This is a genomic window from Phenylobacterium sp., from assembly GCF_035276905.1.
Classification (GTDB): domain Bacteria; phylum Pseudomonadota; class Alphaproteobacteria; order Caulobacterales; family Caulobacteraceae; genus Phenylobacterium.
This window is the reverse complement of record NZ_DATELG010000186.1, coordinates 1-21,623: the sequence shown is the minus strand read 5'-3', so window position 1 is coordinate 21,623 and position 21,623 is coordinate 1. Positions and strand designations below refer to the sequence as shown.

Annotated in this window: 25 protein-coding genes and 1 tRNA gene; 14 read left to right on the top strand and 12 right to left on the bottom strand. The window is 69.5% G+C overall.

Annotation, left to right across the window (positions count from 1 at the left end):
- Nucleotides 1-139: acyl-CoA dehydrogenase family protein (locus VJS38_RS08645; protein ID WP_324087455.1), on the bottom strand; the 139-nt coding region annotated here is incomplete at its 3' end.
- Between the two features lie 81 nt (nt 140-220).
- On the opposite strand from VJS38_RS08645, the gene hemB reads away from it, so the two are divergent.
- The gene (hemB, locus tag VJS38_RS08640; RefSeq protein WP_324087743.1) at nt 221-1,231 is read left to right on the top strand and encodes a porphobilinogen synthase; all 1,011 of its coding nucleotides are present in this window, start codon (nt 221-223) and stop codon (nt 1,229-1,231) included.
- Nucleotides 1,232-1,271: 40 nt separating this feature from the next.
- Here hemB and VJS38_RS08635 read toward each other — a convergent pair whose 3' ends face one another.
- Complete coding sequence (locus tag VJS38_RS08635) at nt 1,272-2,129, bottom strand: NAD(P)-dependent oxidoreductase (RefSeq protein WP_324087742.1); 858 nt, start codon at nt 2,127-2,129, stop codon at nt 1,272-1,274.
- Between the two features lie 101 nt (nt 2,130-2,230).
- On the opposite strand from VJS38_RS08635, the gene VJS38_RS08630 reads away from it, so the two are divergent.
- The 5 genes from VJS38_RS08630 to VJS38_RS08610 all read left to right on the top strand — a co-directional run bounded on the left by VJS38_RS08630 (nt 2,231) and on the right by VJS38_RS08610 (nt 8,484).
- Complete coding sequence (locus tag VJS38_RS08630; protein ID WP_324087741.1) at nt 2,231-3,139, top strand: flagellar motor protein MotB; 909 nt, start codon at nt 2,231-2,233, stop codon at nt 3,137-3,139.
- Between the two features lie 83 nt (nt 3,140-3,222).
- Nucleotides 3,223-3,978: an arginyltransferase gene (locus VJS38_RS08625; RefSeq protein ID WP_414692424.1), complete on the top strand. Its 756-nt coding sequence runs from the start codon at nt 3,223-3,225 to the stop codon at nt 3,976-3,978.
- Nucleotides 3,979-4,066: 88 nt separating this feature from the next.
- Complete coding sequence (locus tag VJS38_RS08620; protein WP_324087747.1) at nt 4,067-4,729, top strand: chromosomal replication initiator DnaA; 663 nt, start codon at nt 4,067-4,069, stop codon at nt 4,727-4,729.
- Nucleotides 4,730-4,817: 88 nt separating this feature from the next.
- On the top strand, nt 4,818-7,004 hold the full coding sequence (locus VJS38_RS08615; protein WP_324087746.1) for an RNA degradosome polyphosphate kinase: 2,187 nt from the start codon (nt 4,818-4,820) through the stop codon (nt 7,002-7,004).
- Nucleotides 6,985-8,484, top strand: coding sequence for a Ppx/GppA phosphatase family protein (locus tag VJS38_RS08610; protein ID WP_324087740.1), 1,500 nt, complete (start codon nt 6,985-6,987; stop codon nt 8,482-8,484). Before VJS38_RS08615 ends, VJS38_RS08610 begins: the two co-directional genes overlap by 20 nt.
- 17 nt (nt 8,485-8,501) lie before the next feature.
- Here VJS38_RS08610 and VJS38_RS08605 read toward each other — a convergent pair whose 3' ends face one another.
- On the bottom strand, nt 8,502-8,762 hold the full coding sequence (locus VJS38_RS08605) for a hypothetical protein (protein ID WP_324087739.1): 261 nt from the start codon (nt 8,760-8,762) through the stop codon (nt 8,502-8,504).
- A gap of 199 nt (nt 8,763-8,961) precedes the next feature.
- On the opposite strand from VJS38_RS08605, the gene msrA reads away from it, so the two are divergent.
- Nucleotides 8,962-9,483, top strand: coding sequence for a peptide-methionine (S)-S-oxide reductase MsrA (gene msrA, locus VJS38_RS08600; protein WP_324087738.1), 522 nt, complete (start codon nt 8,962-8,964; stop codon nt 9,481-9,483).
- Nucleotides 9,480-10,070, top strand: coding sequence for a uracil-DNA glycosylase family protein (locus VJS38_RS08595; RefSeq protein WP_324087737.1), 591 nt, complete (start codon nt 9,480-9,482; stop codon nt 10,068-10,070). Before msrA ends, VJS38_RS08595 begins: the two co-directional genes overlap by 4 nt.
- Nucleotides 10,071-10,500: 430 nt before the next feature.
- Here the strand turns inward: VJS38_RS08595 and rnd are convergent, their stop codons facing one another.
- Complete coding sequence (rnd, locus tag VJS38_RS08590) at nt 10,501-11,679, bottom strand: ribonuclease D (protein WP_324087736.1); 1,179 nt, start codon at nt 11,677-11,679, stop codon at nt 10,501-10,503.
- 84 nt (nt 11,680-11,763) lie between these two features.
- Between rnd and purM the strand changes: the two genes are divergently transcribed.
- Nucleotides 11,764-12,792: a phosphoribosylformylglycinamidine cyclo-ligase gene (gene purM, locus VJS38_RS08585; protein ID WP_324087735.1), complete on the top strand. Its 1,029-nt coding sequence runs from the start codon at nt 11,764-11,766 to the stop codon at nt 12,790-12,792.
- Between the two features lie 103 nt (nt 12,793-12,895).
- Nucleotides 12,896-13,378, top strand: a complete 483-nt coding sequence (locus VJS38_RS08580) for a hypothetical protein (protein WP_324087734.1) — start codon at nt 12,896-12,898, stop codon at nt 13,376-13,378.
- Between the two features lie 4 nt (nt 13,379-13,382).
- Here VJS38_RS08580 and VJS38_RS08575 read toward each other — a convergent pair whose 3' ends face one another.
- Together VJS38_RS08575 and tig are read right to left on the bottom strand one after the other, a co-directional pair.
- Nucleotides 13,383-13,922, bottom strand: coding sequence for an OmpA family protein (locus tag VJS38_RS08575; RefSeq protein WP_324087745.1), 540 nt, complete (start codon nt 13,920-13,922; stop codon nt 13,383-13,385).
- A 181-nt stretch (nt 13,923-14,103) separates the two neighbouring features.
- Nucleotides 14,104-15,462: a trigger factor gene (tig, locus tag VJS38_RS08570; RefSeq protein ID WP_324087744.1), complete on the bottom strand. Its 1,359-nt coding sequence runs from the start codon at nt 15,460-15,462 to the stop codon at nt 14,104-14,106.
- A 201-nt stretch (nt 15,463-15,663) separates the two neighbouring features.
- Between tig and VJS38_RS08565 the strand changes: the two genes are divergently transcribed.
- Nucleotides 15,664-15,748: transfer RNA gene (locus VJS38_RS08565), tRNA-Leu, on the top strand.
- A gap of 19 nt (nt 15,749-15,767) precedes the next feature.
- Here the strand turns inward: VJS38_RS08565 and VJS38_RS08560 are convergent.
- From VJS38_RS08560 to VJS38_RS08550, 3 genes are read right to left on the bottom strand one after another with little or no spacing between them, the layout of a single operon-like run.
- A complete protein-coding gene (locus tag VJS38_RS08560; RefSeq protein ID WP_324087733.1) occupies nt 15,768-16,433 on the bottom strand; it encodes a spermidine synthase in 666 nt (221 codons plus the stop codon).
- Nucleotides 16,430-17,170, bottom strand: coding sequence for an RNA pseudouridine synthase (locus VJS38_RS08555; RefSeq protein WP_324087732.1), 741 nt, complete (start codon nt 17,168-17,170; stop codon nt 16,430-16,432). The genes VJS38_RS08560 and VJS38_RS08555 overlap by 4 nt, the downstream gene beginning before the upstream one ends.
- Nucleotides 17,167-18,069: a class I SAM-dependent methyltransferase gene (locus VJS38_RS08550; RefSeq protein WP_324087731.1), complete on the bottom strand. Its 903-nt coding sequence runs from the start codon at nt 18,067-18,069 to the stop codon at nt 17,167-17,169. Before VJS38_RS08550 ends, VJS38_RS08555 begins: the two co-directional genes overlap by 4 nt.
- Before the next feature lie 113 nt (nt 18,070-18,182).
- On the opposite strand from VJS38_RS08550, the gene VJS38_RS08545 reads away from it, so the two are divergent.
- Nucleotides 18,183-18,344 (top strand): hypothetical protein, encoded by a 162-nt coding sequence (locus VJS38_RS08545; protein WP_324087730.1) that lies wholly within the window; start codon nt 18,183-18,185, stop codon nt 18,342-18,344.
- Nucleotides 18,345-18,361: 17 nt separating this feature from the next.
- Here VJS38_RS08545 and VJS38_RS08540 read toward each other — a convergent pair whose 3' ends face one another.
- On the bottom strand, nt 18,362-18,979 hold the full coding sequence (locus VJS38_RS08540; protein ID WP_324087729.1) for an ATP-dependent Clp protease proteolytic subunit: 618 nt from the start codon (nt 18,977-18,979) through the stop codon (nt 18,362-18,364).
- Between the two features lie 410 nt (nt 18,980-19,389).
- Between VJS38_RS08540 and VJS38_RS08535 the strand changes: the two genes are divergently transcribed.
- The gene (locus tag VJS38_RS08535) at nt 19,390-19,602 is read left to right on the top strand and encodes a DUF2188 domain-containing protein (RefSeq protein WP_324087728.1); all 213 of its coding nucleotides are present in this window, start codon (nt 19,390-19,392) and stop codon (nt 19,600-19,602) included.
- Between the two features lie 56 nt (nt 19,603-19,658).
- Here the strand turns inward: VJS38_RS08535 and VJS38_RS08530 are convergent, their stop codons facing one another.
- A complete protein-coding gene (locus VJS38_RS08530) occupies nt 19,659-20,012 on the bottom strand; it encodes a DUF6481 family protein (protein WP_324087727.1) in 354 nt (117 codons plus the stop codon).
- Between the two features lie 66 nt (nt 20,013-20,078).
- Nucleotides 20,079-20,498, bottom strand: a complete 420-nt coding sequence (gene ndk / locus VJS38_RS08525) for a nucleoside-diphosphate kinase (protein WP_324087726.1) — start codon at nt 20,496-20,498, stop codon at nt 20,079-20,081.
- Between the two features lie 273 nt (nt 20,499-20,771).
- Between ndk and VJS38_RS08520 the strand changes: the two genes are divergently transcribed.
- Nucleotides 20,772-21,623, top strand: an 852-nt coding sequence (locus VJS38_RS08520) for an ABC-F family ATP-binding cassette domain-containing protein (RefSeq protein WP_324087725.1), incomplete at its 3' end; no start/stop codon positions are given.

Genomic DNA, 21,623 nt, shown 5'->3' with positions numbered 1-21,623 from the left:
CCGCGGCCGCCCGCAGCGCCTCGATCGGGAAGATCTTCTCCTCGTCCCAGCGGGCGGCGTGCGGCGCAAGCTCGGCCGCCGCAAATGCGCCCGCCATGTCCTGGATCGCGCGCTGATCTTCGGTGAGATTGAAATCCATGGCGCCGCACTGATGCGGCGATCCGGTGTTGTCAACAAGGGAAGTCTTGCACCTCCTGCCCGGAACGTTCAGGACGCAGCCATGAGCAAAGCCCCCCTCGCCGCCTATCCCGCCCTGCGCCTGCGCCGGCTGCGCCAGGCCGATTGGATCCGCCGCCTGGTCCGCGAGACCGTGCTCACGCCTGCCGACCTGATCTGGTCGATGGTCGTGCACGAAGGCGAAGGCCAGGTCCCGGTGCCCTCCATGCCGGGCGTCTCGCGCCTGTCGCTGAAGGATGCGGCGGCCGCCGCCAAGGAGGCCAAGGCGTTCGGCATCCCGGCGATCGCCGTCTTCCCGCACATCGACGGGGCGAAGAAGGACGCCGCCGGCGCTCTGGCCCATGATCCGGACGGCCTGATCGCCCGGGCGGTGAAGACCATGAAGGACGCCGCCCCCGAGGTCGGGATCATGTGCGACGTGGCGCTCGACCCCTTCACCGACCACGGCCACGACGGGATCATCCGGGGCGGCCGCATCCACAACGAGGCCACCATCGAGCGGCTGGTCGAACAGGGGTTGATGCAGGCCAAGGCCGGCTGCGACATCCTTGCGCCGTCGGACATGATGGACGGCCGCTGCGGGATCCTGCGCCAGGCGCTGGAGGCCGAGGGCCTGACCGACACGATGATCATGTCCTACGCGGCCAAGTTCGCCTCGGCCTTCTACGGCCCGTACCGGGACGCGATCGGCTCGGGCAAGCTCGGCACGGGTGGGGCCCCTGCCGACAAGAAGACCTATCAGATGGACGCCGCCAACCATCAGGAGGCGCTGCGCGAGGTGGCCCTCGACATCGCCGAGGGTGCGGACATGGTCATGGTCAAGCCCGGCCTGCCCTACCTCGACGTGCTCCGCCAGGTGGTCGACGCCTTCCAGATGCCGACCTTCGCCTACCAGGTGTCCGGCGAGTACGCGATGCTGATGGCGGCCGCCCAGAACGGCTGGCTTGACGAAGAGCGGGCGATCCTGGAGACCCTCGGCGCCTTCAAGCGCGCCGGCGCGGCCGGCGTGATCACCTACTTCGCGCCGCGCGCGGCAAGGCTGCTGGGAGCCTAAGTCAGAAGGTTCCCCGGCGGCCTCAGCGAAGCTGTCCGCCTCAAGGCTTCTCCAACCTCGCCACCAGGCTCGACGTATCCCAGCGCCGGCCGCCCAGCGCCTGCACCTCGCCGTAGAAGCCGTCCACCAGTCGGGTCACGTCGAGCGTGGCCCCGTTGCGGGCCGCCTCGTCGAGCACCAGGCCCAGGTCCTTGCGCATCCAGTCCACGGCGAAGCCGAAGTCGAACTTGCCCTCGCTCATGGTCTTCCAGCGGTTGTCCATCTGCCAGGACTGGGCCGCGCCCTTGGAGATCGCCTCATAGACGGCCTGCGGATCGAGGCCGGCGCGCTTGGTGAAGTGCAGCGCCTCGGCCAGACCCTGGACGAGGCCGGCGATGCAGATCTGATTGACCATCTTGGTCAACTGGCCCGACCCCACCGCGCCCATCAGCCGGAGCGCCTTGGCGTAGACCTCGAGCACCGGCTTCACCCGCTCGAACGTCGCGGGCTCGGCGCCGCACATGATCGTGAGCTGGCCGTTCTCCGCCCCGGCCTGGCCGCCGGACACCGGGGCGTCGACGAAGGCGCGGCCGCCCGCCGCCGCGAGCTCGGCCATGTCGCGGGCCACCACCGCCGAGGTCGTCGTATGGTCGACGACCACCGCCCCCGCCGGCAGCGCCGGGAGCGCCTCGCCCACCACCGCGCGCACGTCGTCGTCGGCGCCGACGCAGAGCAGGAAGACCTCCGCCTCACGGGCCGCTTCGGCGACGCTCGCGGCGGGGCGGCCGCCGTAGGTCTCGACCCAGCGCCGCGCCTTCTCGGGGCTGCGGTTGAAGACCACGACATCGTGACCGGCCCGGGCGAGGTGTCCCGCCATCGGGAAGCCCATCACGCCCATGCCCGCGAACGCCAGCTTCATCGTCAGAAACTCCCCTCGAACCGCTTTGGCCAACATCGCAAACCCGATCTTAACGGGGTCCGCGCACCTTGCCGTCCTAACAGCCTAGAACGGGTGGGACCATGGCCGCAGATCGCGACCAGACGATCGTCATCAAGAAGATCAAGAAGGGTGGCGGCGCCGGGCACCACGGCGGGGCCTGGAAGGTGGCCTACGCCGACTTCGTGACCGCCATGATGGCCTTCTTCCTCTTGATGTGGCTGATCAACACCACCTCGCCGCAGCAGAAACGCGGCATCGCCGACTATTTCGCGCCCGCCAGCGTCTCGGAAACCACCTCCGGCTCGGGCGGGATCCTCGGCGGCACCGCGCTCGGCAAGGACGGCGCCCAGGAGAAGGGCTCCAGCGCGATCATCCAGGAGCAGTCGCCGGAGTCGCGCCATCCCGACGACGGCAAGAGCACGGACGGCTCCAAGGCGGCGGTCTCGCAGGACGCCTCGAGCGAGGCGATGCGCGAGGCGCTGAAGCGGCGCGACGACGCGGCCTTCGCCTCCGCGGCCCAGTCGCTGCGCCAGGCGCTGCAGGACATGCCGGAGCTGGCGGAGTTGTCGAAGAACATCCTCGTCGACCAGACCCCGGAAGGCCTGCGCATCCAGCTGGTCGACCAGGAGGGCCGCTCGATGTTCAACGAGGGCTCCGCCCAGCCGAACGACCGGGCCAAGCTGCTGCTGCGGGCGATCTCCAAGGTGATCAACCAGCTGCCGAACCGAATCAGCATCTACGGCCACACCAGCGCCAGCCCCAGCGGCGCCAAGGCGGAGAGCGACTGGACCCTGTCGGCCGCCCGCGCTGATGCGTCGCGGAAGATCCTGCAGGCCGCCGGCGTCGACGCCGACCGCATCTACCAGGTGGCCGGAAAAGCCACCTCCGAGCCGCTGTACCCTGACGATCCCATGCTCCCCGGCAACCGGCGTATCGCCATCGTGTTGTTGCGAGAGGCTCCGGTGCTTCCGCCATCGCCGGCGCTCTAGAAAAGGGGCTTGCGATCCGCCTTGCGAAAGCGGCCGGCATACCCCCTAATCAAGGAAAACCGGGTTAAGGGCGACAGCAGTCCGTGACGCAGCATTTTGCGACAAGACAGCTCAGGTTCTTCCTGACTGCGCCATCCCCCTGCCCCTACCTGCCTGAGCGCTTCGAGCGCAAGGTGTTCGCCCACCTGCCGCTTTCGGACGGCGCGACCGTCAACGACAGCCTGACCCAGGTCGGCTTCCGCCGCTCGCAGAACATCGCCTACCGGCCCGCCTGCGAGGCCTGCAACGCCTGCGTCTCCGTGCGGCTGCCGACGATGGACTACGTCTTCTCGCGCTCCGAGCGGAAGATCCTCAACCGCAACGAGGACATCGAGCGCCACCTGGTGGAGGCCGAGGCCACCATGGAGCAGTTCGACCTGCTCCGGCGCTACCTGACCACCCGTCACGCCGACGGCGGCATGGCCGAAATGACCTGGCCGGACTATGTCGCCATGGTCGAGGACACCGCGGTCCGCACCCACGTCATCGAATACCGCATGCGCTCCGCCGACGGCGGGCCGGGCGACCTGGTCGCCTGCGCCCTGGTGGACCTGATGGGGGACGGCCTCTCGCTGGTCTACAGCTTCTACGACCCGACCCTGAAGCGGCGCAGCCTCGGCTCCTTCATCATCCTCGACCACATCATCCAGGCCGGCCTCACCAACCTGCCCTACGTCTACCTGGGCTACTGGGTCCGCGGCTCGGAGAAGATGGACTACAAGGTCCGCTTCTCGCCGATCGAGCTCCTCAAGCCGGAAGGCTGGACCCTGTTCTGCAGCCGCGACCTGAAGACCCTGTGAAAGCCGGGGACCACCCGCTCTGCGCGGTGGCGCGGGTGTGGGCGGAGACCTAGATTGCGCGGGTGAGCGCTCCCCTCGGATCCGGCGTATGAGTCAGCAGCTTCGCCTGAAGCTCCAGCGTCCCGCCCGCTACACGCGTGAGGAGTTCGTCCGCGGGGCTTCGAACGCCGAGGCGCTGGCGGCGTTGGAGTCCTGGCCGCGCTGGCCGGGCGGTTGCCTGGCCCTGGTCGGGCCCGAAGGCGTCGGCAAGACCCACCTCGCCCGCATCTGGGCGGCGGAAGCGGGCGCGGCGGTGCTGCCGCGCGAGGCGCCCGACCTGGCTGCGGCCGCGGGCCGGCCGGTCCTGCTGGAGGACGCCGACCAGGGAACGCCCGCGGAGGCCCTGTTCCACCTGATCAACCTGGCGGCGCGCGAGGGCGCGGGTCTGCTGCTGACGGCCCGCAACCGTCCGACCGGCTGGCCCGCCGACCTGCCCGACCTGCGCTCGCGGCTGAACGCCCTCTTCGTGACCGAGATCGAGGCGCCGGACGATGCGGTGCTCGAGGGCGTGCTGCGCAAGCTGTTCCGCGACCGCAGCATCCGCCCGCCGGCCGAGCTCTACCCCTACCTGCTGCGCCGCATGCCCCGGTCGATTCCCCAGGCGCAGGAGGTGGTCCGCCGGATGGACGAAGCGGCGGACGGACCGATATCGCGTCTGCTGGCGCGTACGGTGCTTGAGGAGGGGTCTCAAAACCTTGATCTTTTCGAGTGAGGATTAATCGGCCCAAGTGAAACGTTCCGGATCCGGATCTCCACACCCTTCTCGCGGAGTCGCGTCGATGACCTATGTCGAGCCTGTCATGCTGGAGCCCGTCGCCGAAGAGGCCGGTGCGCCGGAAGAAGCCGTCCAGGTCCACGCCGCCTCTCCCGAGCGCTTCTTCAACCGCGAGCTGTCCTGGCTCGCGTTCAATCGCCGGGTCCTGGGCGAGAGCAAGAACCCGCGCCATCCGCTGCTGGAGCGGCTGCGGTTCCTGGCGATCTCGGCCAACAACCTCGACGAGTTCTACATGGTCCGGGTCGCCGGCCTGAAGGCGCAGGTGCGCGAGGGCGTGCGCGTGGTCAGCCAGGACGGCCTGACGCCTGCCGAACAGCTGGAGCGGGTGAACGCCGAGGCCGCCGACCTGATGGCCGACCAGCAGGTCCGCTGGCGCCAGCTGTGCGGCGAGCTGGGCGCCGAGGGCCTCAAACTCGTGGCGCCGGCTGAGGTCAGCGAGCGGGAGAAGGCGGCGCTGGAGGAGGTGTTCGCCAACCAGCTGTTCCCGGTGCTGACGCCGCTTGCCATCGATCCGGCGCACCCCTTCCCGTTCATCCCCAATCTCGCCTTCTCGCTGGTGCTGAAGCTGAAGCGGTTCAGCGACGGGCGGATGCTCTACGCCCTGGCCCCGCTGCCGGCTCAGGTGGCCCGCTTCTGGGAGCTGCCGCGGACCGCCGGGCGCCGCAGGGCCGAGCGCCGCTTCATCTCGCTCGAGAGTTTCGTCTCCCTGTTCCTCGACCACCTGTTCCCCGGCTGCGAGGTCGAGAGCCAGGGCGTCTTCCGGCTGATCCGCGACTCGGACGTGGAGATCGAGGAAGAGGCCGAGGATCTGGTCCGCGAGTTCGAGGCCCTGCTCAAGCAGCGGCGCATGGGCTCGGTCGTGCGCGTCGAGCTCGAGCAGGCCATGCCCGAGGAGCTGCGCGCCTTCATCATCGGCAACCTGCACGCCCAGCGCGAGGACATCATCCTGATCGACGGCCTCTTGGGCCTGGACGAGCTTTCGCAGCTGATCCCGTCCGACCGTCCGGAGCTGAAGTTCAAGCCGTTCGAGCCCCGCTTCCCCGAGCGCATCCGCGACCACGGCGGGGACTGCTTCGCCGCGATCCGCGAGAAGGACATCCTGGTCCACCATCCGTTCGAGAGCTTCGACGTGGTGGTGCAGTTCATCCGCCAGGCGGCGCGCGACCCCAACGTGCTGGCGATCAAGCAGACGCTTTACCGGACCTCGAAGAACAGCCCGATCGTCGCCGCCCTCATCGAGGCCGCCGAGACCGGCAAGAACGTCACCGCGGTGGTCGAGATCAAGGCCCGCTTCGACGAGGAAGCGAACCTGAAGTGGGCGCGCGACCTGGAGCGCGCGGGCGTCCACGTGGTCTTCGGCTTCGTCGAGTACAAGACCCACGCCAAGCTCTCGACCGTGGTGCGGCGCGAGGGCGACGCCTTGCGCACCTACTGCCACTTCGGCACCGGCAACTACCACCCGGTCACGGCGCGGATCTACACCGATCTGTCGCTGTTTACGACCGACCCGGCGATGGGCCGCGACTCCGCGCGGCTGTTCAACTTCGTCACCGGCTACGCCCAGCCCGACCAGCTGGAGAAGCTGTCGTTCTCGCCGGTGACCATGAAGCGCGACCTGCTCGCCCTGATCGCCAACGAGGCCGAGAACGCCCGTCAGGGCAAGCCCGCGGCCATCTGGGCCAAGTTGAATTCGCTGGTTGACCCGGAGATCATCGACGCCCTCTACGCCGCGAGCCAGGCGGGTGTGGAGATCCGCCTGGTCGTCCGCGGCATCTGCTGCCTGCGGCCCGGCGTCCCCGGCCTGTCCGAAAACATCCGCGTGAAGAGCATAATCGGCCGCTTCCTGGAGCACGCGCGCATCGTCGCCTTCGCCAATGGCAAGCCGCTGCCGTCCGACGAAGCGCGGCTGTTCATCTCCTCGGCCGACTGGATGCCGCGCAACCTCGACCGCCGCGTCGAGGCGCTGACGCCGATCGAGAACCCCACCGTGCACCGCCAGGTGCTCAATCAAATCCTGGTGGCCAACCTTCGCGACGAAGCTCAGAGCTGGACCCTGGACAGCGAGGGCCGCTATACGCGGGACCCGGCGTGGGACCACCCTGACGCCTTCTCAGCGCATGAGTACTTCATGACGAATCCCAGCCTCTCGGGTCGAGGCCAGAAAGTGAAGGACATGCCGCGCGCGATCGAAGATGTGGCGCCGCGCGGATAGTCCTCCCGAGCCGCGTCAGGCCGCCGTCATCGACCTCGGATCGAACTCGGTCCGCCTGGTCATCTATCGGCTCGAAGGTCGCGCAATCTGGACGATCTTCAACGAGAAGGCGCTCGCCGGCCTCGGCCGCGACCTGCCGGTCACCGGCCGGCTGTCGGCCGAAGGCGTTAAGGTCGCGCTCTCGGCCCTGCATCGGTTCCGCACCCTGCTGAACGGCTGGGAGGCGCAGGACATCACCGCCGCCGCCACCGCCGCGGTCCGCGAAGCCGCCGACGGCCAAGCCTTCCTGCGGCGCGTGAAGGAGGAGACCGGCTTCGACGTCCGCGTGCTCTCCGGCGAGGAGGAGGCGCGCTACGCCGCCCTCGGCGTCCTGGCGGGCGATCCGAGCGCCGACGGCGTGGTGGGCGACCTGGGCGGCTCCAGCCTGGAGCTGGTGCGGCTGGTCGATGGAACGCCCCGCCACGGGGAGACGCTGGGGCTGGGCCCCTTCGCCCTGGGCGCGCCGCGCGCGCTCGACATCGAACGCACCCGCCGCGCCATCGAGGCCGAGCTCGGCCCGGTCGCGAGCCGCTTCCGCAGCCGCGAGTTCCACGCCGTCGGGGGCGCCTGGCGCAACCTGGCCCTCCTGCACATGGAGATGGTCAACTACCCGCTTCGCGTGGCCCACCAGTACGAGATGAGCCGCAGCGACGCCGTCGAGGTGGCACGCTTCGTCGAGCGGCTGTCGAAGTCGTCGCTGGACGGAATCAAGGGGCTGTCGAAGAAACGCTTCGACACCCTGCCCTACGCCGCCCTGGTGCTGGAGGCGGTGATCGAGCGCCTCGGGGTCGAGCGGGTGGTGATCTCGGCCTATGGCGTGCGCGAGGGGCTGCTGCTCGAGGCCATGGACCCGCGGATGCGCGCCCGCGACCCGTTGCTGGAGGGCTGTGAGGCGCTGACCTCGGTGCGCGGCCTGTCGCAGGACCTCGGGGCCTCGCTGGAGGCCTGGCTCTCCCCGGCCTTCGCCCAGCTTAGCCCCCTGTTCGCCCATCGCGACCGGATGCTGACCTCCGCCGCCTGCCGGCTGGCCGACATCGGCGCCAGGCTCCACCCCGATCACCGGGCCGACATCGCCTTCGAGGAGGTGCTCCGCGCGCCGATCGCCGGCATGACCCACGCCGAGCGCGCCTTCCTCGCCTGCGCCGCCTTCTCGCGCCATTCCACGGCCTCGACGCCGCCGGAGGGGGCCGCCATCGTGGGCCGGCTGCTGACGCCCGAGCGGCGCCAGCGGGCGCGGGCGCTGGGCGCGGCGATCCGGCTGGGCTGCGACCTCTCCGGCCGCAACCCCTCGCTGCTGCCGAATGTGCCGCTGGCCATCGCCGGCGAGCAACTGACCCTCAGGGCGCGCGCCGGCTGGGACGACATGCTGCTCGGCGAACAGATCGCCAAGCGCGCCCAAACCCTGGCCTCCACACTCCGGCTGCGCTTCGAGGCCGCCTGATCGAGGCGGGGCCGACGTCAGCCCGCCGTGGCGCCGTTCATCAGCGCGCCAGCGAAGATGAGAACGGCGCCCAGCGCCGCAATTCCCAAGCCGAGCAGGTCGGCCTTGAGGCTGAGGCGCCTGCCTTCGCCGGTGGGTTCGAGCGTGGTCGGCTGGCCCGTAGCCTGGCCCGTAGCCTGGGTCTTCGGCTGGCTGAGCCGGCCCCGCCCAGCGGTTCGCACAGCCGCCATCACGATCCCGACGATGATCAACAATGCTCCCATCACCACCAGGGCCATCGGATGCTCCGTGCTTCGATGGCTAAACGTACGCGGCGCGTTATCGCTTCCTCCGGGGGATCGTTGGACATGCGTAACCGTTTGCCGTCCTTCCAGAGTGCCACCTTCCCCCGCCGGCCCACAGCCCCCATTTCTTCCGCTCGACTCGCAGGCGCGATAAGCTCGCGACCTGCGCGGCCGCCCACCAAGGAGACCCACGATGACCCAGACCGAGCGAGCTGTCCTGGCCGGGGGCTGCTTCTGGGGCATGCAGGACCTGATCCGCAAGAAGCCCGGCGTGATCGCCACCCGCGTCGGCTACAGCGGCGGCGACGTGCCCAACGCCACCTATCGCAACCACGGAACCCACGCCGAAGCGATCGAGATCGTCTTCGATCCGGCGCAGATCAACTACCGCGACCTTCTGGAGTTCTTCTTCCAGATCCACGATCCGACGACCCTGAACCGCCAGGGCAACGACCTCGGGACCAGCTACCGCTCGGCGATCTACTACACCTCAGAGGCGCAGAGGCAGACGGCGCTCGACACCATCGCCGACGTCGACGCCTCGGGCCTGTGGCCAGGCAAGGTGGTCACCACCGTCGAGCCCGTCGGGCCGTTCTGGGAGGCCGAGCCGGAGCATCAGGACTACCTCGAGCGGATCCCCAACGGCTACACCTGCCACTTCCCGCGCCACAACTGGACGTTGCCGTTCCGCGCCGGCGCCACCGCGGCGGAGTGAGCCAAGACGCCTGCGCCCTGCTGGCGGAGATCCGCCGGTGCCGGGTCTGCGCGGACCAACTGGCGGCGGGGCCGAGGCCCATCGTCCAGTTCAGCCCGCGCGCCCGGATCGTGATCATCGGCCAGGCGCCGGGCTCGCGCGTCCACGCCAGCGGCGCGCCCTGGGACGACGACAGCGGCGATCGGCTACGGGCCTGGACCGGAATCTCGCGGGAAGCCTTCTACGATGCGGAGCTGGTGGCGCTGACGCCGATGGGCTTCTGCTATCCGGGCAAGGGCGCCGGCGGCGACCTGCCGCCGCGGCCGGAGTGCGCGCCGCTGTGGCACGAGCGGCTGCTGTCGCTGCTGCCCGCCGACCGCCTGACCCTGCTGGTCGGGACCTACGCGCAAGCCCGCTACCTGCCGCCGCGCCCGAAGCGGAGCATGACCGAGGCCGTCCGCGCCTATCCGGCGTTCGGGCCGGCGCTGGTCGCCCTGCCGCACCCGGCGTGGCGCAGCCGGCTGTGGATGCAGAAGCATCCCTGGTTCGAGGCCGAGATCCTGCCGGCGCTGCAGGCCGAGATCCGCCGGCGCCTGCAGCGGACATGAAAGAAGGGCGACGCGGGAGGTCCCGGAGTCGCCCTTCCACAGATCCGTTGGGGTGATCTGCGCCATCGAGTCGGCCACCCCCTGTCGCAAGGGGGCACGAGGTGGTCCGCGGTCCCCGCGAATGGGAGGGTCCGGGCGAACCCGGGCCCTCCTGTCAGCCGGAACCGTCTGCCCGCTTGACGCCCTGGCGGTGCGCCGCGCCGCATCCCTCTATGCAGGTGGAAGTTTCAACGGCCCGGCCCAGCCGGCAAGAGATCAGCGTTACGCAATTCGTCGCAGTCTGTGCGCAAGCCTGTGGAGAAGCTGTGGATTAAGCGAGGACGAACGACATTAACCATGAACAGCCATGGCCTTGCGGCGATCTTTGAACCATCCAGAGCTTTCCGGTCCCGCCCACTGCAAATGAAGCGGCGGCGGACGGGGCGTCCGGCTACTGGGCCGCGGCCGTCCGCGGCGCCCGGCGCACCTCGACCACCCGCACCCGCGTGCCGTCGAGCACCAGGGCGAGCTCGCCGCGCTTGAGCTTCAGGGCGTCCTCGCCGAAGGCCTCGCGCCGCCAGCCCGCCAGCGCCGCCGTGGGCGCCTCGTCGTCGTTGGCGATCAGCTCCAGGTCGGCGACGGTGGCGATCAGCTTGGAGGCGACGCCCGCCTCCTCCGCCCGCGCCTTCAGAAGCACCTTGAGCAGCTCGACGACCGCGCCGGCCGCGGGCGACGGCGGGGTCTTGGCCCGTTCGATCACCGGGGCGTAGCCGTCCGGGTCCTTCAGCGCCTCGCGCACCGCCGCCAGCAGGTCCGGGCCGAAGCGCGAACCGGAAAAGCCCTTCGGCACCGAGCGCAGCCGGTCCAGGCCGTCGGCGTCGGTCGGCGCCTGGGTGGCGATCTCGTCGATCGCCTCGTCCTTCAGGATGCGGCCGCGCGGCTGGTCGCGCAGCTGGGCGGTGCGCTCGCGCCAGGCGGCGACGGCCTTGTAGACGGCGAGGTACTTGGTGGTGTGCCGCCGCGGCCGAAGCCGCCGCCAGGCGTTCTCCGGATCGACGTCGTAGTTGGCCGGATCGGTCAGGCCGGTCATCTCGTCGGTCACCCAGGCGAGCCGGCCCTCCTGTTCCAGCCGCTGGCGCAGCCGCGGATAGAGGTCCGCCAGGTGCGTCACGTCGGCCAGCGCATAGGTCAGCTGGCTGTCGGAGAGCGGGCGGCGCGCCCAGTCGGTGAACCGGCTGGACTTGTCGAGCTCGATCTTCAGCATCTGTCGGACCAGGGCGTCGTAGGCGATCTGCTCGCCGAAGCCCGCCGCCATGCCCGCCACCTGGGTGTCGAACAGAGAGCAAGGCATGGCCCGCAGGTTGTTGAAGATCTCGACGTCCTGGCGGGCGGCGTGGAAAACCTTCAGGATCTTCTCGTCGCGCAGGACGGCGAGGAAGGGCGCGAGGTCGATGCCGTCCGCGAGCGGATCGATCACGGCGTGGGCGTTCGGGGCTGCGGCCTGGATCAGGCAGAGCTTCGGCCAATAGGTGGTTTCGCGCATGAACTCGGTGTCCACGGCGACGAACGGTTGGCCCTTGAGCCTCTCGCAAAACCCCGCAAGTTCCGCGGTGGTGGTAATAGGCGTCATCGATTAGCTATAGCCCCGCGCGGGCCCGAGTCTGCAAGGCCCGGGATGTGCGCGATCCTTTATTTCGTTGAAGGCGTTACCTCAATGTCCGAACGGCCGAATGGTCTCACCTACGCCCAAGCCGGGGTCGACATCGATGCGGGCAATGCGCTGGTGGAGCGGATCAAGCCCCTGGCCAAGGCCACGCGCCGGCCGGGCGCGGAGGCTTCGCTGGGCGGATTCGGCGCGCTTTTCGACCTCAAGGCGGCGGGCTATGCCGATCCGCTGCTGGTCACCACCACCGACGGCGTCGGCACCAAGTTGAAGGTCGCCATCGAGACCGGGATCCACGACACCGTGGGGATCGACCTCGTCGGCATGTGCGTCAACGACCTCCTGGCGCAGGGCGCCGAGCCCTTGATGTTCCTGGACTATTTCGCCACCGGCAAGCTCGACGTGGAGGCCGCGGCCACGGTCGTGGCCGGCATCGCCGAGGGTTGCAGACAGGCGAACTGCGCCCTGGTCGGCGGCGAGACCGCCGAGATGCCCGGCATGTACGCCGCCGGCGACTACGACATGGCCGGCTTCTGCGTCGGCGCGGTCGACCGCGACAGGGTGCTGCCGAGGCTCGGCGCGCAGAAGCCGGGCGACATCCTGATCGGCCTGGCCTCCTCGGGCCCCCACTCCAACGGCTATTCGCTGATCCGCCGGATCGTCGAGCGCTCGGGCCTTTCCTGGGAGGCCGAGGCGCCGTTCGCCCCCGGCCAGAGCCTGGCCGCGGCCCTGCTTGCCCCGACCAGGATCTATGTGCAGACCGTCCTGCCGCACCTGAAGGCCGGCCGCGTCGAGGGCCTGGCGCACATCACCGGCGGCGGCCTGATCGAAAACCCGCCGCGGGCGATCGCCGAGGGGCTGGAGGCCCGCTTCGACTGGAACGCCTGGGCGCTGCCGCCGGTGTTCCAGTGGCTGCAGGACGTGGGCGGCGTCGCCGACCACGAGCTGCGCCGGACGTTCAACTGCGGCGTGGGGCTGGTGCTGATCGTCGACACCCACGACCTGCCCGACGTGCTCGAAGGCCTGGTCCGCGCCGGCGAGGACGCCTTTGTGATCGGAGAGCTGGCCAAGGCGAGCTGAGGCGCGAAGATGCTCCCCCACAGGGGGAGCTGTCGCGAAGCGACTGAGGGGGCGTCTCGATGTCTCGATCCGGGCATCAGCGCGGCATAACGAAGCTTGGCCATTGAGGCAGATTGCCGGCGCCGCAAACCAGCCGCAATCTCGCCACATGACCCGCCGCATTCCTGCAACCGCCGCGATCGTGGCCGCCCTGATGGCCGCCGCGCCGAGCCACGCCTCCGCCCCCGCCGCGCTGCGCAGCGCCGATCCGCTGCCGGCGCTGTTCGTGCGCTTCTTCTACCAGTGGAAGTCCGAGCCGCGCGGCCTGCAGGTCTCCGACCTGAAGGTGCTGAACGCCGGCCAGGACCTGCGGGTGCTGTGCGGCGCCTACGCCGTGCCTGGCCAGGCGCGACGTCCGTTCCTGGTGCTGGGCGACGCCAGACCCAGCGCCTCGGCGGCCTGGGAGCCGGGCAGCTTCCCCGAAAGCGATCCGCTCTATCCGCAGCTGATGGACAATCTGCGGATGTGCCAGACGCTCGGCGTCTCGGTCACGGCCTCGCAATGGGGCGACGAGGCCGCGCCGAAATCCCGTCAGCCGGAAGCCTGACGCATCACGACAGGACGATGATCACCACGCGCCGGTTCTGGGCTCTGCCCTCGGGCGTGTCGTTGGAGGCCACCGGCACGTCCTTGCCGTAGGAGATCACCGACATCCGGTTGAGCGCCACGCCCTGCTGGTTGAGGTATTTGCGCACCGCCTCGGCGCGCGCCTCGCCCAGGGTGTCGTTGTAGGCGCTGCTGCCGCGGGAGTCCGTGTGTCCCTGGATCTCCAGGTAGACGTTGTGGTTCTCCGACTTCAGCTTGGTGACCAGCTCCGACAGCCGCTGCTGCGCCTCGGGTGAGAGCGCATGCTGGTTGACCGGGAACTTCACCGAATCGTCCGACAGCACGACCTCGTAGAGGAACTTGCCCTCCGCCAGCTTGTGGGCGGCGTTGGCGCGGTCGAGCGCGTCCTTCGCCGTGCCTTCCACCCGCGTGGTGTGCTCGTCGGCCACGGCCACCTGGTCGCGCACGAACTGGTGCGAGGCGCAGCCGCTCGTCGCCAGGGCCGCGAGGATCGCCACGCCCGCCAATGCGCTCGTTTTCATCATCGGTTTCTGCAACGTCAGGTCTCCTTCGGAATGACGGACACCACCACAGCCCAGCTCTGACGAAAATGTCGGGACCTGCGCCGCAGTTCCACAAGCAGATGCCCTGCGCCGCCGAAGTTCAAATAAAAAACCCCGGCTTCGCGGGAAGCCGGGGTTCTTTCGGCCGGTCAGCTCCTGACGGCTATTCGCCGTAGCCTTCCGGCAGGTCGTCCTCCTTCAGGAGGTCTTCCTTGGAGACTTTCTCGTCCTCGACCTTGGCCTTCGAGACGATCAGGTCGACGACCTTGTCCTCGAAGATCGGCGCGCGCAACTGGGCCTGGGCGTTGGGGTTCTGGCGGAACAGGTCGAAGATCTGCTGCGCCTGCGCCCCGTAGCGCATGGCCTCCTGGCGCATGGCCTCGGCCAGCTCCTGGTCGGTGACCTGGACGTTCTCGGCGCGGCCGACCTCGGCCAGCACCAGGCCCAGGCGCACCCGCCGCTCGGCGATCTTGCGGTACTCGGCCTGCAGCTGCTCGTCGGTCTTCTCGGCGTCGTCCTGCGGCAGGGTTCCGCCCGCCTTGTCCTGCTGCACCTGGCTCCAGATCGAGGCGAACTCGGCCTCGACCATCTTCGGCGGCAGCGGGAAGTCGTGCTTGGCGTCGAGCTGGTCCAGGAGCGCGCGCTTCAGCTTGAAGCGGCTGGCGCGGGCGTACTGCTCGGCGAGGTTGGTCTTCAGCAGCTCGCGCAGCTTCTCGAGGTTCTCGATGCCCAGGCGCTCGGCGAAGGCGTCGTCCGGCGTGGTCTCGACCGGCGCCTTGACCTCCTTCACCTTGACCTCGAACACCGCCTCTTTGCCGGCGAGGTTGGCGGCCTGGTAGTTTTCCGGGAAGGTGACCTTCACCTCCACGTCGCTGTCGGGCTTGGCGCCGACCAGCTGATCCTCGAAGCCAGGGATGAACTGGCCCGAGCCCAGCACCAGCTCGGCGTCGTTGGCCGTGCCGCCGGTGAAGGCCTCGCCGTCCAGCTTGCCGACGAAGTCGATGACGACCATGTCGCCGTCCTTGGCCTTCACGGTCTTGCCGGTGCGCGGCTCATAGGTGCGGTTCTGCTTGGCCAGCTCGGCGACCGCCTCGTCGACCTCGGCGTCGGCCGGCTCGTAGACCGGGCGCTTCAGCTCCAGCGTCGCGGCGTCGACCGGGGTAAACTCCGGCATCAGGTCGAGGGCCAGCTCGTAGGCGAGGTCCGCCTTGCCGTCGATGACCGCCTTCAGGTCGCCTTCCGGCTTCAGGTCCGGCTCGCCGGCGGGACGCAGGTTGTTGTCGGTGATAACCTTCTGGGTGGTCTCCGAGAGCGTCTGCTCGACCACCTCGCCCATCAGCGCCTTGCCGTAGAGGCGGCGCACGTGCGCGGTCGGCACCTTGCCCGGGCGGAAGCCCTTGATGTTGAGCGTCGGCGTGATCTCGGCGATCCGCGCCTCCAGCTTCTCGGTGAGGTCCGCCACCGGGACGGTCACGCCATAGACGCGGCTCAGGCCTTCGCCAGACTTTTCAACGATCTGCATCGACATTCTTGACTTCCGGGGGCCTTGAGGGCGCTTGCGCGCCGCCGGCCGCCTCTCGCATGGAAAAGGAACCCGCCCCGAGGCCCGGGGCGGAAGGCGGCGACTTATGTCACGCCCGGCCCCGCCGTCCAAGCCAAAAGCCGTGGCGCTGTCCAGCCGGCCTTGGCCGCGGCGCGCTTAGTCTGTAATGGAGTCCGCCGGGCGGATGTGGCGGAACTGGTAGACGCACTGGATTTAGGTTCCAGCGCCGCAAGGCGTGGAGGTTCGAGTCCTCTCATCCGCACCAACAATTCAAGCACCAGAATTCAGGCAGTCCGCGCCAGCCAGATCACGTGCCGCGCGCCGCGGCCGCTGCGCGTCGCCCTCACACGCTTCTCCTCGACGGCGAACCCGGCCTTGCGCAGCCGGCCGGTGAAGCGCTCGTCCGGCGCCGCCGACCAGACCGCCAGGATCCCGCCGGGCTTCAGCGCCCGGCGGGCGCGGGCGAGGCCGGGCGGGTCGTAGAGGCCGTCGTTGGCCTCGCGGTTCAGGCCGCCAGGCCCGTTGTCGACGTCCAGCAGGATGGCGTCGAAGATTCCGCGCGCGTCTTCGATCGCCTCGGCGACGTCGCCCTCTCGGATCCGCACGCGCGGATCATCGAGGCTGCCGGCGAACACCGCGGCCAGCGGACCGCGCGCCCAGGCCACGACGGCGGGGACCAGCTCGGCCACGGTCACCCGGGCGCCCGCCGGCAGCAGGCCCAGCGCCGCGCGCAGGGTGAAGCCCATGCCGAGCCCGCCGATCAGCACCTCGGCGCCGGCCTTCAGGCCCTCGCAGGTCAAGGTGGCCAGCGCCTCCTCCGAGCCGCTCAGCCGGCTGTTCATCAGCTCGATCGAGCCGGACATGATCGAGTACTCGGTCCCCCGGCGCATCAGCTTCAGCTCGCCGCCGTCGGGGATCGGGGCCGTGTCGAGGTGCTCCCAGCGGATCATGCCGCGGGACCTGCGAAGACGGCGGCGATCTGGTCCGCCGCGAGCAGGCGGAACGCCCCAGGCTCCAGATCGGCCGGCAGGTCGAGGCCGCCGACGCGGTCGCGGTGCAGCGCCTCGACGTGGTTGCCGACGGCGGCGAACATCCGCCGTACCTGGTGGTAGCGGCCCTCGGTGATGGTGAGCCACGCCTGGCGCTCCGACAGCGGCTCCAGCTTCGCCGGCAGGAGCGGCTTGTCCTCGCCGTCCAGCATCAGCTCGCCAGACGCGAAGCGCGCGCCCTCGTGCCCGTCGAGCGGCCGCGCCAGGGTCGCGAGATAACGCTTCGAGACGTGCTTCTTCGGCGAGATGATCCGATGCAGCAGCCCCCCGTCGTCGGTCAGCAGCAGGAGGCCCGAGGTCTCCTTGTCGAGCCGGCCCACGGTGGAGATCGCCGGATCGCGCATCCGCCAGCGCCCCGGCAGCAGGTCGTAGACCAGCGGCCCCGCCTCCTTGTGCGAGCAGGTGGCGCCAAGCGGCTTGTGCAGCATCAGCGCCATGCCCGGCGGCGGATCGAGGGCCGCGCCCCTCACCTGCATCCGCTGCGAGAGCTCGGGGGTCAGGGCGATGCGCATCTCCGCGTCCGCCACTTCGGCGCCGTCGAGGGTGACGAGACCGGCGCGCACCAGCTGCTGGACCTCGCGCCGCGAGCCGTAGCCCATGTTGGCCAGAAGCCGGTCGAGCCTCAGGGTCCCGCTCACCTGCGCGCCTCGTAGATCTTGAACGCCCCGCCCTCGCCCCGCGGCAGGACCTTGGCGAAGGCCTCGCCGAGCACGGCCTCGTAGGGCAGGTGCCGGTTGGCCACCAGCCAGAGCGCCCCGCCCGGCCGCAGCATGCCGTGCGCGCGGCGGATGAAGGCCTGGCCCAGCGCCTTGTCCTCCAGCCCGGTGTCGTGGAACGGCGGGTTGGTGACCACGAAGTCCAGGCCGGAAAGCTCCGGTCCCCGGCGCACGTCCGCCCAATGGAACTGCGCCCGCGGGTCCTCGATGTTGCGGCGGGCGGCCTCGATCGCCCGCCGGTCGAGATCCACCAGGTCCAGCCGCGTGGCCTTCGGGCTCGCCAGCACCGCCCGGGCCAGAACGCCGATTCCGCAGCCCAGGTCCGCGCCGTGGCCGGCGAGCGGCGGCAGCGCTGCGATCAGCGCCTGGCTGCCCAAATCGTCGCGGTCCCAGCTGAAGACGCCCGGCTGGCTCCATAGACCGCCGCTGACCCGCTGAGGGCCGCCTGCGGCGATCGCCGCCTCCAGGCCCTCTGCCGCCTGAGGACGGACGACGTGACAGATCCGCTGATGGTGGCGGCCGACCTCCTCGACGCTGCAGCCGAACCCCTCCAGCTCCTTGCGCAGGCGCGAGCCGCCCTTCTCCTTGTGCGCCAGCGCGGTCAGCGACGCGCCAGGCTGCAGGGCGCGAAGGGCGAGCGCCAGGACATAGCGGCGCTCGATCGTGCCCGGCGGGGCGGCGATCACGGCGGCGGAGAGGCTGGCGGGCGCGAAGTCTTCCAGCGCCGCCGCGCCGGGGACCAACGGCGAGGCCTGGCGGGCCCCGGGCGGAACCTCGGCCAACGCCACGGGCGGCGCGCCATAGACGCAGGTGTCAGTCATGCACGCCCCCTTTAAGGGCGCGCGCGGCGCTCCGCGAGCGGTTCCGGCGGACTAACCCCCGGTTAACGGCTGGGCTCGATGCTGGACGGATAGATTCGCGAAGGATCCGCGCCGTGGCGCTGCAGCCCGTCACCTATCGTCCGATCACGCCGGTCAAGGCGGTGAGCCGAAAGCCGGATGAAGAGGCCGTGCGCAAGGCCGCCGACCAGAAGCGCCCCCGCCGCGGCCGCGCGCTGGAGCCCGGCCAGGGCGAGAACCTCGACACCTGGGTCTAGAGCAATCGAAGCTGGGGTCAGCCCTCGGCGTCGCGCTTTTCCCAGACGTGGTCGACGAGGCCCCAGTCGCGGGCTTCCTCGGCGGTCATGAAGTAGTCGCGGTCCAGCGTCTCCTCGACCACCTCGATCGGCTGACCGGTGTGCTTGGCGTAGATCTCGTTCAGCCGGCGCTTGGTCTTGAGGATGTCCTCGGCGTGGCGCTCGATGTCCGAGGCCTTGCCGGAGAAGCCGCCCGACGGCTGGTGCACCATGATGCGCGAGTTCGGCAGCGCGATGCGCTGGCCCTTTTCCCCGGCCATCAGCAGGAACGAGCCCATCGAGGCCGCCATGCCGAGGCACAGGGTGATCACCGGGCTCTTGATGTACTGCATGGTGTCGTAGATGGCGAGACCGGACGTCACCACCCCGCCAGGCGAGTTGATGTACATCTGGATCTCTTTCTTCGGGTTCTCCGCCTCGAGGTGCAGCAGCTGCGCGCAGATCAGCGAGGCCATGTTGTCCTCCACCGGGCCGGCGAGGAACACGATCCGGTCCTTCAGGAGGCGGGAGAAGATGTCGTAGGCGCGCTCGCCACGGCTCGTCTGCTCGACGACCATCGGCACGAGGCCCAGCGCGGTTGTGACGGGGTCACGCATTCGGGGGAAGTCCTTCTGGAATCTCAGGCGAGCCTGCCGAGCGGGTCGCCGCCCCTGGATATCGCGTGCCCGCGGGCCGGGCGCAAGGCGGCTTGGGCTGCAAGGCCGCCCTTTCCGCTCGATCGCCCGGGGCTCGCGAGCCTCCTGATGGAACTCGGCGCGGCTCCGCCGCCGCGGATGAAGTGACGCTGCGAGGTCATCGCAGGAACAGGCTAAGCTTGCCGGAATTGCCGGCGTGACGCCCGGCGACGCGGCTGGTGTTCGGGCAGGCGGCGGGCGTCTGTTCTCAAGGCCAGAGCACAGCCTGAAATCCCGGATACTGCGCCGCTTAGAAACCAGCGTTCCTCATCATTGGGAACCTTTCAGCGCGAAATACGCTGAAGCTTCGGCTTGAAGGGTAGAGTGGCGGTATGGTGCAATACGCGGTGACGCTGAAGGACGGCGACTGGACCGTCTTTCGTGACGGCAGTCCGCTCGAACACGGAATGTCACGCTCGGCCGCAATTCAGATGGCCAAGGACCTGGCCTTCGAGGCCGAAGAGCGCGGCGATCCTGTCGAACTGCTGATCCAGGGCTACTATGGCGAGATGTCGCGACGCCTGACGGGCGGCGTCGACGATTGAGCCGCCAAGCCCGGACATCCGGACCGGAGCGTCCCCTCAAGGACGCTCCTCCAAGCTCAGCCGCGGCGCGCCGCGGCCTTGGCTTCACGCTTGGCGCGGGCTTCGGCCTTCGCCGCCGCCTTGCGATCCTTGCGCTCCTGACGCTTCAGCTCCAGTTGCAGTTGCTCGTCGTTGGCGAGCGCTTCCTGGCGCTCCGCCTCGGCCTCTTCGGCGCGCTGGCGGGCTTCTTCCTTCTCGGCGGCGCGGCGGGCGCGCACCTCTTCCAGCTCACGGGCCTTCTTCTGGGCCGTGGTCTCGAACACCTCCGGGCGCACCGTCGGCTTCGGCTTCATCTTAGCAAGAAGGGCCTTCCGAGCCTCTGCCTGGGTAGACAGCCGTTCGGTGAAGCCCCCGATCTTGGGCTCTCTCATCTCAACTGTTTCGCTTGAATAGACCGCCGAGGGAGTAACCCCCTCGGCGCAACCTCGGTTTCCGGCTTAACCGACGATCTCGGCGTCGGTGAAGAACTGGGCGATCTCGATCTGGGCGTTCTCCAGGCTGTCGGAGCCGTGGACCGAGTTCTCGCCGACGCTCTCGGCGTAGAGCTTGCGGATCGTGCCGTCCGCGGCCTGGGCCGGATTGGTGGCGCCCATGACTTCGCGGTAGCGCGCCACGGCGCCCTCGCCCTCGAGCACCTGCACCACGACCGGGGCCGAGGTCATGAACTCGACCAGCTCGCCGAAGAACGGGCGCTCCTTGTGGATCTCGTAGAACTTCTCGGCCTGGGCGCGGCTCATCTGGATGCGCTTCTGCGCGACGATGCGCAGGCCCGCGTCCTCGATCACCGCATTGACCTTGCCGGTCAGGTTCCGACGCGTCGCGTCCGGCTTGATGATCGAGAAGGTGCGTTCGGTCATGTCTCTCTGGTCTTCGGCTTCTGTGGGAGGTGGGCGGCGGACCGCGAAGTGGCGGGCTCTATAGCCTTAAGGTCTCGGCTCGCCAAGGCGGTCGCAGCATATATCGCGGTCTGGATAAGCCCGAAGCGCGACGCGGCGATGACGCCGCGAGGCTCATCTGTTATGGAGCGCCCCCGATCAGGCGGCGGCGCGGTTCGAAACTTCCTGGTCTCCTCCCCTCCCGCAGTTCCGGCGAGCGCGTGCGCGCGCCGACAGTCCGACCGGTCCTTCCGCATGCTGCAGATCAACGAGCTCGTCTTCGACGCCTGGGGCCGGCGCTTCTTCGACCAGGCGAGCGTGAACGTGCCGAAGGACGCCAAGGTCGGCCTCGTCGGCCGCAACGGCGTCGGCAAGTCGACCCTGTTCAAGTTGATCCTGGGCAAGCTCGCGCCCGGCGGCGGCGAGATCAGCCTGCCGCGCCAGGCGCGGATCGGCTCGGTCGACCAGGAACATCCGGCCACCCCCATAACCCTGCTCGACACCGTGCTCGCCGCCGACGTCGAGCGCGCCGGCCTGCTGGCGCGGCTGGAAACCGCCGAACCCGACGAGATGGGCGACATCTGGGGCCGGCTGATCGAGATCGACGCCGACCGCGCCCCCTCGCGCGCCGCCGAGATCCTCAGCGGCCTGGGCTTTTCCCAGGCGGATCTGTCGCGGCCGATGGCCGAGTTCTCCGGCGGCTGGCGGATGCGCGTGGCGCTGGCGGCGGCGCTGTTCGCCGAGCCCGACCAGCTGCTGCTCGACGAGCCGACCAACTACCTCGACCTGGAAGGCGCGCTGTGGCTCGAGGCGCGGCTGAAGAAGTACCCGCACTCGGCCATGGTGATCAGCCACGACCGCGAGCTGCTCAACAACTCCTGCGACCACATCCTGCACCTGAAGGACGGCAAGCTGGAGCTTTACGTCGGCGGCTACGACGCGTTCGAGCGCCAGCTGGGCGAGAAGCTGCGCCTGCAGGAGGCGAGCCGGGCCAAGATCGACGCCCGCCGCGCCCATCTGCAGAGCTTCGTCGACCGCTTCCGCGCCAAGGCGTCCAAGGCCACCCAGGCCCAGTCGCGCCTGAAGATGCTGGCCAAGCTGCCGCCG

Bases quoted from the DNA above. Each gene is read 5' to 3' on its own strand.
- msrA (WP_324087738.1), top strand. From the start codon at position 8,962: ATGACCCAGACCGAGCGAGCTGTCCTGGCCGGGGGCTGCTTCTGGGGC.
- VJS38_RS08560 (WP_324087733.1), bottom strand. From the start codon at position 16,433: ATGATCCGCTGGGAGCACCTCGACACGGCCCCGATCCCCGACGGCGGC.
- purM (WP_324087735.1), top strand. From the start codon at position 11,764: ATGTCCGAACGGCCGAATGGTCTCACCTACGCCCAAGCCGGGGTCGAC.
- VJS38_RS08605 (WP_324087739.1), bottom strand. From the start codon at position 8,762: ATGGCCCTGGTGGTGATGGGAGCATTGTTGATCATCGTCGGGATCGTG.
- VJS38_RS08535 (WP_324087728.1), top strand. From the start codon at position 19,390: ATGGTGCAATACGCGGTGACGCTGAAGGACGGCGACTGGACCGTCTTT.
- VJS38_RS08575 (WP_324087745.1), bottom strand. From the start codon at position 13,922: ATGATGAAAACGAGCGCATTGGCGGGCGTGGCGATCCTCGCGGCCCTG.
- tig (WP_324087744.1), bottom strand. From the start codon at position 15,462: ATGCAGATCGTTGAAAAGTCTGGCGAAGGCCTGAGCCGCGTCTATGGC.
- VJS38_RS08550 (WP_324087731.1), bottom strand. From the start codon at position 18,069: ATGACTGACACCTGCGTCTATGGCGCGCCGCCCGTGGCGTTGGCCGAG.
- VJS38_RS08635 (WP_324087742.1), bottom strand. From the start codon at position 2,129: ATGAAGCTGGCGTTCGCGGGCATGGGCGTGATGGGCTTCCCGATGGCG.
- VJS38_RS08540 (WP_324087729.1), bottom strand. From the start codon at position 18,979: ATGCGTGACCCCGTCACAACCGCGCTGGGCCTCGTGCCGATGGTCGTC.
- VJS38_RS08620 (WP_324087747.1), top strand. From the start codon at position 4,067: ATGAGTCAGCAGCTTCGCCTGAAGCTCCAGCGTCCCGCCCGCTACACG.
- VJS38_RS08615 (WP_324087746.1), top strand. From the start codon at position 4,818: ATGCTGGAGCCCGTCGCCGAAGAGGCCGGTGCGCCGGAAGAAGCCGTC.
- VJS38_RS08630 (WP_324087741.1), top strand. From the start codon at position 2,231: ATGGCCGCAGATCGCGACCAGACGATCGTCATCAAGAAGATCAAGAAG.
- VJS38_RS08530 (WP_324087727.1), bottom strand. From the start codon at position 20,012: ATGAGAGAGCCCAAGATCGGGGGCTTCACCGAACGGCTGTCTACCCAG.
- ndk (WP_324087726.1), bottom strand. From the start codon at position 20,498: ATGACCGAACGCACCTTCTCGATCATCAAGCCGGACGCGACGCGTCGG.
- hemB (WP_324087743.1), top strand. From the start codon at position 221: ATGAGCAAAGCCCCCCTCGCCGCCTATCCCGCCCTGCGCCTGCGCCGG.
- VJS38_RS08610 (WP_324087740.1), top strand. From the start codon at position 6,985: ATGTGGCGCCGCGCGGATAGTCCTCCCGAGCCGCGTCAGGCCGCCGTC.
- rnd (WP_324087736.1), bottom strand. From the start codon at position 11,679: ATGACGCCTATTACCACCACCGCGGAACTTGCGGGGTTTTGCGAGAGG.